The sequence below is a fragment of the Prevotella sp. HCN-7019 genome (assembly GCF_037890215.1).
Classification (GTDB): Bacteria; Bacteroidota; Bacteroidia; order Bacteroidales; family Bacteroidaceae; genus Prevotella.
On the sequence record NZ_JBBKBO010000005.1, the window covers coordinates 122,743 to 137,990 of the forward strand.

Consider the following 15,248-nt stretch of genomic DNA (forward strand, 5'->3'; position numbering starts at 1 on the left):
ACAATCTGATGATGAAGCAGAAGAATCCATGGGCGTGGGTGCCCACGCTCTATTTCGCGGAAGGAATACCTTATGTCACGGTGATGACAATATCGCTCGTGCTTTATAAACAGCTGGGACTGAGCAACGCCGAAATCACTTTCTACACCTCATGGCTGTATCTGCCGTGGGTGATAAAGCCGTTGTGGAGTCCTTTCGTTGACCTTATAAAGACAAAACGATGGTGGATCATCGCGATGCAACAGCTCATTGGTGCGGCTCTGGGAGGCGTCGCCTTCACCATACCTACTGAGTTCTGGCTGCAAGGATCGCTTTTCTTCTTCTGGGTAATGGCGTTTGCAAGCGCCACACACGACATCTCCGCCGACGGATTCTACATGCTCGGACTCGACGAACACAACCAGGCGCTGTTTGTGGGAATACGTTCCACCTTCTACCGTCTGGCGACAATATTCGGTCAGGGAGTGCTCGTGATGATAGCGGGAAACCTTCAGGTGATATTCAGAAACAGCATTTCATTCTCCTGGAGCCTCACGTTCTACGGCATGACGGGCCTTTTCATCGCCCTGTGTCTGTGGCACGGATACATCCTTCCGCGGCCTAAGGACGACAGCAAACGCTCCGGCATCAATGCCGGAACCATCTGGATAAATCTTATCCACACCATAAAGACATTCTTCCAGAAACCGTTTGTCATCACAGGTCTGCTCTTCATGATATTCTACCGTATGCCCGAAGGACTGCTGGCAAAGGTTTCCGCCCTCTTCCTTATAGACGCCCCGAGCAACGGAGGCATAGGTCTGTCGCCACAGGAATACGGTCTTGTGCAGGGCACAGTGGGCATTATAGGTCTTACACTGGGCGGAATACTCGGCGGAATGGTTGTCGGAAGGGACGGACTGAAGCGCTGGCTGTGGCCCATGGTGTGCGCCATCACGCTGCCTGACATAGTTTATGTGTACATGAGCTACGCCCTGCCGTCAAGCCTTGCGGTGATAAACGTGTGCGTGTTCTTCGAGCAGTTCGGCTACGGATTCGGATTCACGGCCTACATGCTCTACCTTATTTATTACAGCCAGGGACAGTACAAGACAAGCCACTACGCCATCTGCACAGCCTTCATGGCATGTTCGATGATGATTCCGGGACTCTTCGCCGGTGCGCTCCAGGAGGCCGTGGGCTACCGCATGTTCTTCAACATAGTCATGGCAAGCTGCGCCATCACGTTCGTTGTGTCGTGGTTCCTCAAGATTGACTCCGACTTCGGAAAGAAACAGGAGGAATGACGCCCGACCGGAACAGCATAGCAATATAATAAAAACCGCCATATCGCCGACTTTGAAAATTATTACGGCGCCATGGCGGTTTTGTTTTTATCCCACATCAGACAGTTTCCCAGGGGTCAATGGAAATTATCCGAAGATTGTTTTTATTCGTGAATTACCACGGAATTTCAGAACACTTCCAGACAGTGCAGAGCCATATAAACCGCGACAGTCATCTCCCCACGTAATGACAAACTCATGTTGTCACAACCGATAAATCTGCAACGCAAGCACGGCACACATTTTCCGTGTTTTTATTTACGCCTCATGTCAGTGTTTTTAATGAAAACTCAGACGTCGGATTTACGGATTTTCTTGACTTTATTTTGACAAAATAAAATCGCAAAAGAGATGTGAAGGAATGTTAAATCAGGCACAACAAAGGTCATTTCAGCCCGTACCACATTACCACATACCATGTAGTGCGATCCGGAATGATTCATCAGACATTCCGTTTATGCCCGTTTTAGCCTGTGGTTCCGCCCATTTGAGGGTGTAATATTATGCATTTCAGGCCCTGAAACAGGCAATATCGCATGCCGAAATAGTGCTTATTGCAGGACAAAAAAATGGTACCTGAATATAAGCTATTGGTGTTCAACAACTTGCGTAATGCTTTTATTTTTCGAGTATTTGCGTCCGAAGGAAAGTCGGTCCGCAAATACTCGCTTAATTTTTGGGGTAGAACATAAAACTTGGACGGAAAAATCAAAATCCGGTTACAATTTGAAAGTCGCCCATTTTGTTTCATCCAAACGGAAAGAAACGGCGCCGTTTCGGAATCGGATGCGCATCCTTTTCCCGCAACCGATTGCTGCCGGATTGCTGCCGTCCCGTTTTCTGCCCCACCTGCACGACATCCTCATTAGTCAATAAACCTTTTGAGGATATCTCCGTATTTGTCTATGCGGCGGTCGCGGAGGAAAGGCCACCAGCGACGCACCTGCTCGCAGCGCGACATATCAACGTCTATCACCACGCTTTCCTCTTCGTCGCGTCCGGCGCGCCACAACATCTCACCCTGCGGACCTACAGCCATTGAGCTGCCCCAGAAGCTGATTCCCTTTGTCTGACCGCTCGGGTCAGGCTCAAATCCCACACGGTTGGCCGTTATCACCGGCACGCCATTTGCCACGGCATGACCGCGCTGAACAGTTGTCCACGCCTCTCTCTGACGCTCCTGTTCGTCGGGCGTGTCGCTGTCGGCATAACCTATGGCTGTCGGATAAATCAAGAGCTCCGCACCTTGAAGCGCCATCAGTCTTGCTGCCTCCGGATACCACTGGTCCCAGCATACCAATACGCCGAGCCGTCCTACGCTTGTGTCTATCGGATGGAAACCTAAGTCGCCGGGCGTGAAATAGAATTTCTCGTAATAAGCCGGATCGTCCGGTATGTGCATCTTGCGGTACTTGCCGGCTATGCTGCCATCGCGCTCCATCACAACTGCCGTGTTATGATAAAGTCCTGCGGCGCGTTTCTCAAACAGAGATGTGACAATCACCACACCAAGGCGGCGTGCCAGGTCGCCGTAAAACTCGGTTGATGGACCCGGTATCGGCTCTGCCAGGTCGAAATTATCCACATTCTCCGTCTGACAGAAATAAAGAGAGTTGTGCAATTCCTGCAACACTATGAGCTGCGCACCGTCTTTCGCCAGCTTCTCTATGCCTTCGGCTATATGCTGCATGTTGGCTTTCACATTATCGCTGACACACTGTTGGAGTATTCCTATCTTCATAATCGTTTCCTTTTCGTTATTGTTCTTGTTTACATATATTCGCACCTGCCGGCTGTCAACGCATGCATCCCTTCGGGAACTGCATCGTCATACAGTGCAGCGAACCGTGCTGGCGCACCACGGCAAGCGCATTCACGCCTACTATCTCTCTGTCGGGGAACGCCTCGGCAATCACTCTGCGCGCCTCGGCGTCGTTCTCCGGCTGGTCGTATTCGGGCACTATCACCGCACCGTTTATTATAAGGAAGTTGGCGTAAGTGGCAGGCAGACGCTCGCCGTCGTAGTAAACGGCGTCGGGCATAGGCAGGCGCAACAGTCTGTAAGGTAGGCCGTCGGTTGTCCGCAAGCCGCGCAACTGCTCTTCGAGCATTCTGAAATCCTCGTACTGTTCGTCTTCCTTGTTGTCACATCCCACGTAAACCAGAGTGTCGTCAGGTGCCGTGCGCACTGTTGTATCGATGTGTCCGTCGGTATCATCGCCCACCAGACTGCCATACTCGAGCCACACCACGCGGTCGGCACCCAGTTCTTTCTTCAACCGACATTCTATTTCCTCACGCGTCATCGGCTGGTTACGGTTTGGCGCAAGCAGACAGATGCTCGTTGTGAAGACCGTACCGCGGCCATCGCTTTCTATCGATCCGCCCTCGAGCACGAAGTCGTCGTTGTCCACACGCACACCGTTGAACGCGCCTGCCGCATAAAGCGACGCATTGATGCGGTTGTCCATATCGGCCGGGAACTTGCATCCCCATCCGTTGAAACGGAAATCCAGCAACCGGCATTCGCCGTCAGCGCCATCCTGTTCCGGCACAAGCGTTATGAAAGCATGGTCGCGCGCCCATGTATCATTGTTCTCACACTGATACACTCTGATGTTGTCGTGCATACTTTCAGCTGTCGCCGACTCTATCAGCTGCCTCACCTTCTCCGCGTCGCGTGCCGCAACGAGTACCTTCTCATGCCCGGCTATCACCCTGACAAGGTTAAGACACACTTCTGTTATCTCGTCCAGATAGGGCCGCCAGTCGGTGTCTTCGTGCGGCCAAGTGAGCTGCACGCCGCTCTGTTCGTACCATTCTGCGGGGAGTATATATTTTCTTTTGTCTGTTTCGGTCATAAAACTACATTTTTGGTTCCAACTGCAAATATATGAAGAAAAATCCGAATATCCGTCTGACCCGTATTTCAGATTGTCCGGCTGCGGTGTTTTCACATTCCGCACGCCCCTTCCCTGCATCACGGCAAGGCGGTTACTGATGAAAGAAAACAATGATATTTTTGCACGAAAACATAATTTTGATTACCTTTGTGGATGCATGTCAAACACATGCCACACTGATATATTTCATCAAGCAAAACCATTTATTCACATAGAAGGAGAATATGAAGAAATATGTTCTTGACCTTAAGGTTTCCGCCGTAGAGCATCTCAACAGCAAATACACGCTCATCAAGCTCACCGACGAGAAACCGTTGCCGCAGATGATGCCCGGCCAGTTTGTCGAAGTGAGAGTCGACGGCTCGCCCACAACATTCCTGCGACGCCCCATTTCCATAAATTATGTAGACACCGAACGCAACGAAATGTGGCTTCTCGTGGCAGCCATCGGCGACGGCACACGAGCTCTCGCCCGACTCGAAGCCGGCGACACACTCAACTGCGTTCTTCCCTTGGGCAACAGTTTCACCATGCCCGCCAATCCGTCAGACAAGGTATTACTTGTCGGCGGCGGCGTAGGAGTAGCTCCGCTGCTGTTCTTCGGCCAGCAGCTCAAGGCTTCAGGCATAACGCCGACATTCCTTCTCGGTGCGCGCTCGGCTGCTGATCTGCTCGAGTACGACATGTTCTGCCAGACAGGCCGCGTACTTGTGACTACCGAAGACGGTTCTTTCGGCGAGAAAGGATTTGTGACAAACCACTCCGCCCTTTCCTCTGAAAAATTCGATCAGATATCCATGTGCGGCCCCAAACCCATGATGGTGGCAATGGCACGCTATGCCTACAAGAACGGTATAGAGTGTGAAGCGTCGCTCGAAAACAAGATGGCGTGCGGCGTGGGAGCATGTCTCTGCTGTGTGGAAAAGACCACCGAAGGCAATGTGTGTGTATGTAAGGAAGGTCCGGTTATTAACATCAAGAAATTGTTATGGCAGATTTAAGTGTAAGAATAAACAGGCTCAAGCTGAAGAATCCCGTGATGACAGCTTCCGGCACATTCGGTTACGGACTGGAATATGCCGATTTTGTGAGCCTCGACCAGATAGGCGGTATCATCGTAAAAGGCACAACCCTACAGCCGCGAGAGGGCAACGACTATCCCAGAATGGCCGAAACACCGTCGGGCATGCTCAACTGTGTGGGTCTGCAGAACAAAGGTGTGGACTATTTTTGCGAGCATATATATCCTCAGATAAAGGATATCGACACCAACATGATTGTCAACGTGAGCGGTTCGTCGCCAGAAACATACGCCGAATGTGCGGCACGTATCGACAAACTCGACAAGATTCCGGCAATAGAACTCAACATCTCATGCCCCAACGTGAAGCAGGGCGGTATGGCATTCGGAACTACATGTGCCGGCGCGGCAAGCGTGGTGAAAGCCGTGAGACAGTGCTACAACAAGACACTTATAGTGAAACTGTCGCCCAACGTCACTGACATAGCCGAAATAGCAAAGGCATGTGAGGCCGAAGGTGCCGACAGCGTGTCGCTCATCAACACGCTCATGGGAATGGCTATCGACATTGAGAAGCGTCAGCCTATGCTCAGTATAGCCACAGGAGGACTCAGCGGTCCGGCCGTGAAACCCGTTGCCGTGAGAATGGTATGGCAGGTTGCCAAAGCCGTCAAGATACCGGTTATAGGTTTGGGAGGCATCTGCAACGCCGCCGACGCCATAGAATTCCTCATGGCAGGAGCCACTGCAATACAGATTGGTACGGCAAACTTCCTCGATCCGGCAGTTACAGTGAAAGTGAGAGACGGCATTAACGAATGGCTCGACCGTCACGGCTGTGCTTCCGTAAGCGAGATAATAGGCGCACTCAACGTATGAACCGTCACGGAGCGACAGTGCTCCGCAATGCCGTAAGACATCAGATCAGACTAATATATCAACAAAAAAGAAAGCCGTTTCGCAATGTATCAAGTAATGCGAAACGGCTTTTCTTTTATATCTTTACTTCCTCTGAAAGGAAAGAAAAACTCTTTTCCTTGTTTTTCTGTGCCTCAACGAAATGACATGAGGCTCGTTTCTACCAGAACGCTACATTCTCACAGTCCTGTCCAACAGACAGCAGTCGAGAATAACCATGGCAGCCATGGCTTCCACCACAGGTACCGCACGCGGCAGCACACATGGATCGTGTCGTCCGCGCGCCGTAACTTCGGTGCGCTTTCCGTTGATATCTATCGTACGCTGGGGCTGCAATATGGTGGCCACCGGTTTGAAAGCAACGCGGAAATAGATGTCGTTGCCATTGCTGATACCACCCTGTATGCCTCCGCTGTGATTGGTAAGCGTCACAACGCGGCCTTCATCATCAGTATCGAACACATCGTTCTGCTCACTGCCACGGCCCGTCACACAGTCGAATCCGTCGCCATACTCAAAACCTTTCACGGCGTTGATGCCAAGCATGGCCCCTCCCAACATGGCGTGCAGTTTTCCGAACTCCGGCTCACCAAGCCCGGCCGGACAACCTTTTATCACACATGTGATGACACCACCAACGGTGTCGCCCTCGGCCTTCACGCGACTTATCAACTCGATCATACGCTCTGCAGCCTCTGCGTCAGGACATCTCACTATATTGTTCTCGGCTGTGGCAAGGTCGTACTTGCGATAGTCGCGGTCGATGGCAATATCACCCACCTGCGAAGTATAGGCTGTAATGCTTATGCCCATCTGCCGGAGCACGGTCTTGGCAAGCGCGCCGCCCACACAACGGGCTATCGTTATGCGCGCCGACGTACGGCCTCCGCCCCTGTGGTCGCGCACTCCGTATTTCTCGAAATAAGTGTAATCGGCATGCGACGGACGGAACACGTCGCGCAGGTTGTCGTAATCATTGGAGTGCTGATTGGTATTACGAACAATGAAACCGATGGGCGCACCGGTAGAGCGACCCTCGAACACACCACTGAGCAACTCCACTTCGTCGGGTTCGTTGCGTCCTGTGGTGATGCGACTTTGTCCGGGCCGCCTGCGACGCAGTTCGCTGCGGATGAACTCCACATCGATACTTATGCCGGCAGGCATACCGTCCACCACACCTCCTACGGCCTCACCGTGGCTTTCGCCGAAAGTGGTGAGCCTGAATATGTTGCCGAATGTATTTCTCATTTCGTTGTGTTATATGTTCCGGCAGCCGTCTGGGCAGCCGTTTCTGTTCAGTGCTTGTTGTGGCAGCAACCGCCTTCGCCGCCGTGTCCGTGACCATGTCCGCCATGACATCCGCCATGTCCGTGTTCATGCTCACCGTGACACTCACCGTGGCCATGACCGCAACATTCGTGATCGTGGCCATGTTCATGGTCGTGACCGCATCCGCCGCCACATCCGCCTCCGCAACCGCAGCTGCATCCTTCACCGCTCAGACGGTTCACCATGCCCTCTATCTCCTGGTTGGTTGCCTCGCGGCTCTCCACCACCTTGCCTTTGAAGTTGAGCTCCATGCCTGCAAGCGGATGGTTGAGGTCCATTGTCACAGTGTCGTCGGTCACCTCGAGCACATGTCCGAGGAAGCGGTTGCCGTCCTCGTTCTGCAGTGGCACGATGGCGTCCTTGTATATATTGTCGTGGTCGAAGTGTCCGTTGATGCTGAACATGCTTTTGTCCAGCTTCAGAACGCGGGCTTCCTCATATTCGCCGTAAGCCTGTTCCTTCGGCAGAACGAAGTCGAACGCCGCACCCTGTTCGAGCGCATATATCTGGTTTTCGAACTCGTCGAGCGTTATTCCGAAGCCTGTTATAAACTGAAACGGTTTCTCCTCGGTAGCTTCCTCCACAAGTTCGGTGTTACCGTCGGCAGTGGCATACAGCTTATAAGCGACGGCCACATATTTGTTTGCTTTCTTGTCCATTTGTCCGTATTATTTTTAATTATGCTCGCAAAGTTAATAATTTTAATTCATTCTGCATATCAGGGTGTCACACAATTTATTATTCACACACTTGTATATGTAGAATATTTTGCCTTATTTTGTAGAGACCAAAACACGTAATCATGCTTAAAACACTCTTAACGCTGTCACTGGCAGTCTTCATGTCGTGTCCGACAGAAGCCATAACAGACAATCTTTCAAAAATGTCGCCACTGGTAAGGCGTCTGGCAATAGCCCGCGGAAACGCAGGTGAAGCCCGGGGCGTAATGGCCGCACACGCCAAGGGCAAAGGCAGCATATGCGCATTTGTGCGTGCGGCAGGCAATGCCGACAGTCTGCTCACGGCCAACGGCTGCCGTCTTCTGGCTAAGGAAGGTGACATCTGCATTGCGGACATTCCGCTCGACAGACTGAACACACTGGCAGCGGCAAAAGAAGTGAGCCGCATCGAAGCCAACCGCAGCAACACGGTGAGCATGGACTCAATGGCAATAAATCTGAACGCCACACCTGTATACGAAGGCCGCGCCCTTCCGCAGGCATATACCGGACGCGGAGTGGTGATGGGTATACAGGACGTGGGGTTCGACCTAACCCACCCCAATTTTTACGACGCAACGGCAAAAGAATACAGAATAAAACGCTTCTGGGACCAGCTGGCCAACACATCTGACGGAGCTGAGATGTACGTGGGCAGGACTTATGAGACTCAGGACGACATACTCGGCCACGCCCACTCACGCGACGGCCTGAAACTTTTCCACGGAACACTGACAGCCGGCATAGCCGCAGGCAGCGGATACGACACGAAGTTCAGAGGCATGGCCTACGAGAGCGACCTCTGCCTGGTGAGCAACGCCGTGACGGACGACCTTGAATTCATCGAAGAAGACGACATTTACAAATACACTTACGCCACCGATGCGCTCGGATTCAAATATATCATGGACTACGCAGAGGCCGTAGGACAACCGTGCGTCATATCGTTCAGCGAGGGTTCGAGCCAGGATTTCCACGGCGACGACCTGCTCTACTACGAGATGCTCGAACGACTTACCGGTCCGGGACGCATCATTGTGTCGTCGGCCGGAAACACCGGACACGTAAAAAACTACATTATGAAGCCCGCGGGAAAACCTTCGGCCGGAACATTCCTGCGGTTGTGGCATCACAACCAGCTGCACTTCACGATGAAGTCGGCCGAAGAGTTCGACATGCGTCTGGTGATATACGGCAACAGCAACGACACCATCAATGTGAACACCGCCGACGTGACCGCCGCGACCGACTCTACCCTGATATTTGAAAGAACCGTGAACGGACAGACCTATACGCTCGATATAATGGCCTATCCGTCGTGTTACGACAGCCGCGAAACGGCCTACGACGTCTATCTGTCCGGTCCTGAGCACATAGGAGTGGCCGTGCCGCTGTCTGTAGAGATGACCGGCACTGACGCAAACATAGAATTTTTCCGCGGCAACAGCGAAATGTGCGAGAACGCAAAGAACCCGAAGCTGAACGACGGCGACCGTTCCCACGGCATCAACTCGCCTTCGAGCGCGCCTGGAATAATCTGCGTAGGAGCGACATCATACCGCACCCATTACATAAACAGCGAAGGCGAGCTGCAGGTATACGACTGCGGCAGCAACTGCGAATGGGCGTTCTACTCGTCGATAGGGCCGACATACGACGGACGCACCAAACCCGACGTGCTGGCACCGGGCACAAACATCCTGACATCGACGAGCAGCTACTATTTCGAGAACAACGAGGACGGCAGGGAGACCGTTGTAGACTACTCCGACTTCAACGGCCGCAGCTACGGCTGGATGAGCTGTTCAGGCACATCGATGTCGTCGCCTGCCGCAGCAGGAGTGATAGCCCTGTGGCTCCAGGCACAGCCAGACCTGACTCCACAGGACATAATGGGCGTGATAGAACGCACCAGCCGGCGCTACGACGAAATGGAGGGCACGAAGGACAACAGATACGGTTACGGTCAGATAGACGCCTACCGCGGGCTGCTCGACATACTGGGCATCGACGGCATAGAGGGCATATCGCACAAGCATCCCACTGCCTTGAAGATATGGCCGGGCACAGACAGGACTCTGAACATCGAGACCGACACTCCGCTGACGCAGCCGGCCGAGGTACGCATATACACCACTGACGGACGACTGGCAGCAAAACGCGTCATGCCATGTGGCACAACACGTCTGAGCGAGCGCATGGACACGCTGAAGGACGGAGTATATGTGGTGCAGACAGACGGTCATGAGGACGGCACAAAGGGCTCGGTTCTCGTAAGACTGCAATGAGAGAAATGAATAAATATACGCTTTTTGCTTTGACTTTTTTTTGACAAAAATTTTTCGCAAAATAGAAAACGGAGAGGCATCAAAACCGTATAAAACCGGTACAAAAATACAATCGCGGAACTGAAAAAATCTCCACCCCGTTGCGATAAAGCCTGTTCGGGAGTCTGACGGGGCCTGTTTCACACCCTGATTAAGCATTTATTACCACACGAAATGGGCTTAATCAGGGTGTAATAAAGCCTGTTTCGCAAGCCCGGATTAAGCATCCTGCACGTCGATTTTGCATAAGCCACTGTGTAACAACAAATTAACCAACCCTCTCAAAACTCGCGTATTTGCGGCCGGATGTCCTCTTGCTCGAAAAAAATCGACTCCTGACGAGTTGACGTCTGCCCTACCCTGCAACGGAATGTATAAATATACAGAAATCCGAGGCTATTCTTGCATAATAATGCAAAACCCTTATGCATGCCTCACAACACGCATACGTTGACACGACACACCGTATTTATATGTTTTTTTTCGTTTGTTACGCTGATTTTCCGTAACTTTGCCATCAAAAACACAATAAAATGTCAGACATCAGAAAACCGTTATTGGGCATGTCGCTCTACGAGCTGAAAGAAGTGGCAAAAGCCATCGGACTGCCGGCCTTTGCAGGCGGACAGATTGCAAAATGGATCTACACACAGCACGTGAAAAGCATCGACGACATGTCGAACATATCGAAAGCCGGCCGCGAGAAGCTGAAAGAGGCTTACGTCATCGGATGCATGCCGCATCTGGAGAGGCTGGAATCGAAAGACGGGACCGTAAAATATCTCTTCCCCACCACCTCGGGCAAGAGCGTGGAGACTGTGTTCATTCCCGACAAGGACAGGGCGACGCTGTGTGTATCGTCGCAGGTGGGATGCAAGATGAACTGTCTTTTCTGCCAGACGGGCAAGCAGGGATTTGAAGGAAGTCTGCCTGCAAGCGACATCCTGAATCAGATATACTCGCTGCCGGAGCGCGAAAGACTCACCAATATTGTGTTCATGGGCCAGGGCGAACCTATGGACAACCTCGACAATGTGCTGCGCGCGACCGAGGTTCTCACCGCTCCTTACGGCTACGCATGGAGTCCGAAGCGAATCACTGTGAGCAGTGTGGGCGTGAAGACAAAGCTGAAACGCTTTCTCGACGAGAGCGAATGTCACGTGGCCATAAGCATGCACTCACCTTTCCACGAGCAGCGCATGCAGCTCATGCCGGCCGAACGGGCCATGCCCATTGAGAGCGTCGTGGAACTACTGCGTAACTACAACTTCAGCCACCAGCGCCGTCTGTCGTTCGAATACATCATGTTCGGCGGAGTGAACGACTCTACCGAGCATGCCAAGGAGATAATAAGACTCACCCGAGGATTGAGCTGCAGGGTGAATCTGATAAGATTTCACAAGATACCCGACGTCGACCTGAGAGGATGCGACGAGCGCAAGATGGAGTCGTTCCGCGACTATCTCACGGCGCACGGCGTGTTCACAACCATCAGGGCAAGCCGCGGACAGGACATATTCGCGGCATGCGGACTGCTGAACACCGCCCACAGAAAGGGTCTGGAGAAGAAAGAGAAAATTGAGAAATAAACTCATCATAGCCATGACGGCACTCGCGGCGGCCTCACTCACAGCGTGTGGCGACAGACGCATAGGCGGAAAGCCGGAGAGCGGAGGCGCTCCATACGAGGTGGTAGTGGCAGGCGACACCGACAGCGTTGTGTGTAGTCTGTTGTCAAAACCCGTAGAGGGGCTGCCCCAAACGGAACCGATGTTTGACGTCACGGCATGCGGCAGTCTGGACGACAGACGATCACTGCGAATGATGCGCAACATAGTGATAGTGGACATCGACCCGAAGACATGCACGGACGTAAGCATAAAATACGAACGCAACGTGTATGCACAACCGCAGATGATGATATACGTCAGCGCACCGTCGCTCAGAAGTCTGGCCGACAACGCCGGACGGCTTACATCAATAGCCGGTCTGCTCAATCTGGCTGAACGCTCGCGTTACACGGCTGCAATGAAATCAGCCGCCGGAAGTAAGGCTGCGGAAGCCGTGAAAGAAGTGTGCGGACGGACAATGAACGTGCCGACAGAGCTGAAGAGCATGAAGAAGGGCAAGGACTTTGTCTGGATTTCGGACAACGGAGCCGAACAGATGCAGAACATCTGCGTGTTCACCATACCACAGGACAGTCCGGCACGCTGGGCGGAGATGTGCGACAGCGCTATGAAAGCCAACATACCGGGAGAGCGCGACGGCATGAATTTCAGATTGTGCACGGGCACTCTGACTGTGGCACGGATGAACAGAAGCGGCGGAAAGCAGGCCATGATGAGAGGATTATGGCAGATGGAGGGCGACGCTATGGGCGGACCGTTCGCTGCACTTATGACCGATGACAGCGCCAAAAGGTGCACAATAGTAGCCGCAGCCTTCGCCTACGCCCCGGGGAAAAAGAAAAGAAACATGATGAAAAGACTGAAAGCGGCGCTGCTGACGCTGGACTGACAGTCATGGATTGACTCACTTTTACATACAACTATACAGATATGGAAAATAAAAAAATACGCGTTGCCATAACGCACGGTGACACTAACGGCATAGGATACGAACTTATTTTCAAGGCTTTCGCCGAACCGCAGATGTTCGACCTGTGCATTCCTATAATTTACGGTTCGCCTAAGACTGCGGCATATCACCGCAAGGCGCTCGACATTCAGGCGAACTTCAGCATTATAAACAGCGCCGAGGAAGCATGCGAGGGACGCATAAACATGCTGGCATGCTTCGATGAGGAGATAAAGGTGGACATGGGCAACGAGACAGCCGACTCGCTCAGAGCGGCCAGAATGGCCATGGAAAGAGCACTGGAGGACTTTGACAAGGGATGCTTCGACGTGCTTGTGGCAGGCCCTGTGGGCAACGGCGACGGATGTCATGAGATGCTAAAGGAGCGTCTGGCTGCACACTTCGGACACGAACACACTCCATACTGCATTCTCACAAACGACTCAATGCGCATCACAACGGCAACTGCCGGACTGCAGATAAAGGATGTGGCAGGCAGAATAACCGCCGACAGACTGGAAAAACTGATGAGAGACTTCTACGAAAGTCTCAAACGCGACTTCAGACTCTACAATCCGCGCATAGCCGTGCTGGCTCTCAATCCGGCAGCCGACGGACAGGAGGAAAGCGAAGTGATAGCTCCAGTTGTGGAGAAACTGTACAACGAAGGAGTGTATGTGTTCGGACCGTATCCTGCAAACGAATTTTTCGGCAACACACTTTATGAATCGTTCGACGGCATCGTGGCCATGTATGACGACCAGGGCCTCATTCCGTTCAAGACACTTGCCACAGAATGCGGCACAAACTATGTGGCAGGACTGCCGCTGGTGTGCACCACTACGGCACACGGAGCATGTCACGACATAGCCGGAACATGGCAGGCTGACGAAAATCCGTTCAGACATGCAATATTCGAGGCAATGGATGTGCTGCGCAACCGCCACACATACGATGAGCCTTTGGCCAATCCGTTGAAGAAACTGTATCACGAAAAGCGCGACGACAGCGACAAGGTGCGCTTCTCTGTTCCGAAACACGAGAACACGGAAAAGGGAAAGCAGTAGGATGAGCCGTAAGTGGAACAACATCTTCTTCGTCTTCGGCATTGCGGCACTCATACTAATGACTGCCGGCATCGACATGGACGAGGCACTCAAGGCGCTCAGAAGTGCAAGCTACAGATTTCCTGTCATCATTGTGCTCTGGGCCCTGCTCTACATCTTCAACACTGCCGCATGGTATCTGATAATAAACGCCGGAGGACGCAGCGGCATAAAGTTCGGATGGCTGTATAAGGTGACGGTGAGCGGATTTGCGCTCAACTATGCCACGCCTGGCGGACTGATGGGAGGCGAGCCATATCGTGTCATGGAACTGACACCGCACATCGGCGTGGAGAGAGCATCGTCGTCGGTCATCCTGTACGTGATGACGCACATCTTCAGCCATTTCTGGTTCTGGCTGCTTTCGGTGTTCATCTGTCTGCTGACTCAGTCTGTAGACACTCTGACAGCATGGGTGCTGGCTGCCTCAACAGCGTTCTGTGTGCTCGGCCTGTGTTTTTTCATATCGTGCTACCGCACAGGCCTGGCCTCCAAACTGATAAACCTGACACGGCGCATGCCCCTGCTGAAAAAGCGGATAAACACCTTCGCCGAGCACAACCGTGAGAAGATAGAGAACATCGACAGACAGACTGCCGCCCTTCACACACAGAGCAAGAGCCGCTTTGCGGCTGCAGTGCTGCTGGAACTTGCGTGCCGCTTCTGCTCAGTGGCCGAAATTTACATCATCATGACATTGATGGCGCCTGACGTGACCTATGTGCAGTGCATCCTGATACTGGCTTTCACAAGCCTGTTTGCCAACCTGCTGTTCTTCATGCCGTTACAGATAGGCGGACGCGAAGGCGGATTTCTCATGTCGGCGGCAAACCTCGGACTGGGTGCCGGAGCAGGAATATTTACGGCACTGATAGTGAGACTGCGCGAACTGGCGTGGACAGGAATTGGTCTGCTGCTGATGAAGGCCGAAAGAAAAGGCCGGAGCTGACAGACGGCGCACAACGGAAGAGTATAGCTAAAAATCACTTAAAAATCAGTAAGTATTGCACTTATTTC

The 15,248-nt window shown here is 52.6% G+C and carries 12 protein-coding genes; 8 read left to right on the plus strand and 4 right to left on the minus strand.

The window, feature by feature from the left end; all coding sequences use genetic code 11:
* The first annotated feature begins 11 nt into the window (after nt 1-11).
* Nucleotides 12-1,286 carry an MFS transporter gene (locus WKT13_RS08530; RefSeq protein ID WP_340323562.1) on the plus strand — a complete coding sequence of 425 codons (1,275 nt, stop codon included), beginning with the start codon at nt 12-14 and terminating at the stop codon, nt 1,284-1,286.
* A 904-nt stretch (nt 1,287-2,190) separates the two neighbouring features.
* Here the strand turns inward: WKT13_RS08530 and WKT13_RS08535 are convergent.
* Both WKT13_RS08535 and WKT13_RS08540 read right to left on the minus strand, forming a co-directional pair.
* Nucleotides 2,191-3,066, minus strand: a complete 876-nt coding sequence (locus WKT13_RS08535) for a carbon-nitrogen hydrolase (protein WP_340323563.1) — start codon at nt 3,064-3,066, stop codon at nt 2,191-2,193.
* A gap of 55 nt (nt 3,067-3,121) precedes the next feature.
* On the minus strand, nt 3,122-4,186 hold the full coding sequence (locus WKT13_RS08540) for an agmatine deiminase family protein (protein ID WP_340323564.1): 1,065 nt from the start codon (nt 4,184-4,186) through the stop codon (nt 3,122-3,124).
* Nucleotides 4,187-4,452: 266 nt separating this feature from the next.
* Here WKT13_RS08540 and WKT13_RS08545 point away from each other — a divergent pair, with 266 nt between their 5' ends.
* Together WKT13_RS08545 and WKT13_RS08550 are read left to right on the plus strand one after the other, a co-directional pair.
* On the plus strand, nt 4,453-5,229 hold the full coding sequence (locus WKT13_RS08545; RefSeq protein WP_298618467.1) for a dihydroorotate dehydrogenase electron transfer subunit: 777 nt from the start codon (nt 4,453-4,455) through the stop codon (nt 5,227-5,229).
* Nucleotides 5,217-6,128 (plus strand): dihydroorotate dehydrogenase, encoded by a 912-nt coding sequence (locus tag WKT13_RS08550; RefSeq protein ID WP_340323565.1) that lies wholly within the window; start codon nt 5,217-5,219, stop codon nt 6,126-6,128. Before WKT13_RS08545 ends, WKT13_RS08550 begins: the two co-directional genes overlap by 13 nt.
* Before the next feature lie 210 nt (nt 6,129-6,338).
* Here the strand turns inward: WKT13_RS08550 and aroC are convergent, their stop codons facing one another.
* Nucleotides 6,339-7,418 carry a chorismate synthase gene (aroC, locus tag WKT13_RS08555; protein ID WP_340323566.1) on the minus strand — a complete coding sequence of 360 codons (1,080 nt, stop codon included), beginning with the start codon at nt 7,416-7,418 and terminating at the stop codon, nt 6,339-6,341.
* Between the two features lie 47 nt (nt 7,419-7,465).
* Nucleotides 7,466-8,158 carry an FKBP-type peptidyl-prolyl cis-trans isomerase gene (locus WKT13_RS08560; protein WP_340323567.1) on the minus strand — a complete coding sequence of 231 codons (693 nt, stop codon included), beginning with the start codon at nt 8,156-8,158 and terminating at the stop codon, nt 7,466-7,468.
* A gap of 143 nt (nt 8,159-8,301) precedes the next feature.
* Here WKT13_RS08560 and WKT13_RS08565 point away from each other — a divergent pair, with 143 nt between their 5' ends.
* From WKT13_RS08565 to WKT13_RS08585, 5 genes are all read left to right on the plus strand, one after another.
* Nucleotides 8,302-10,506, plus strand: coding sequence for a S8 family serine peptidase (locus WKT13_RS08565; protein WP_340323568.1), 2,205 nt, complete (start codon nt 8,302-8,304; stop codon nt 10,504-10,506).
* 572 nt (nt 10,507-11,078) lie between these two features.
* Nucleotides 11,079-12,134: a 23S rRNA (adenine(2503)-C(2))-methyltransferase RlmN gene (rlmN, locus tag WKT13_RS08570; RefSeq protein ID WP_340323569.1), complete on the plus strand. Its 1,056-nt coding sequence runs from the start codon at nt 11,079-11,081 to the stop codon at nt 12,132-12,134.
* Nucleotides 12,124-13,065: a DUF4837 family protein gene (locus WKT13_RS08575; protein ID WP_340323570.1), complete on the plus strand. Its 942-nt coding sequence runs from the start codon at nt 12,124-12,126 to the stop codon at nt 13,063-13,065. Before rlmN ends, WKT13_RS08575 begins: the two co-directional genes overlap by 11 nt.
* A gap of 41 nt (nt 13,066-13,106) precedes the next feature.
* A complete protein-coding gene (locus tag WKT13_RS08580; protein ID WP_298618474.1) occupies nt 13,107-14,192 on the plus strand; it encodes a PdxA family dehydrogenase in 1,086 nt (361 codons plus the stop codon).
* A 1-nt stretch (nt 14,193) separates the two neighbouring features.
* Entirely contained in the window at nt 14,194-15,180 is a 987-nt protein-coding gene (locus WKT13_RS08585; protein ID WP_340323571.1) for a lysylphosphatidylglycerol synthase transmembrane domain-containing protein, read from the plus strand.
* The last annotated feature ends 68 nt before the right edge of the window (nt 15,181-15,248 follow it).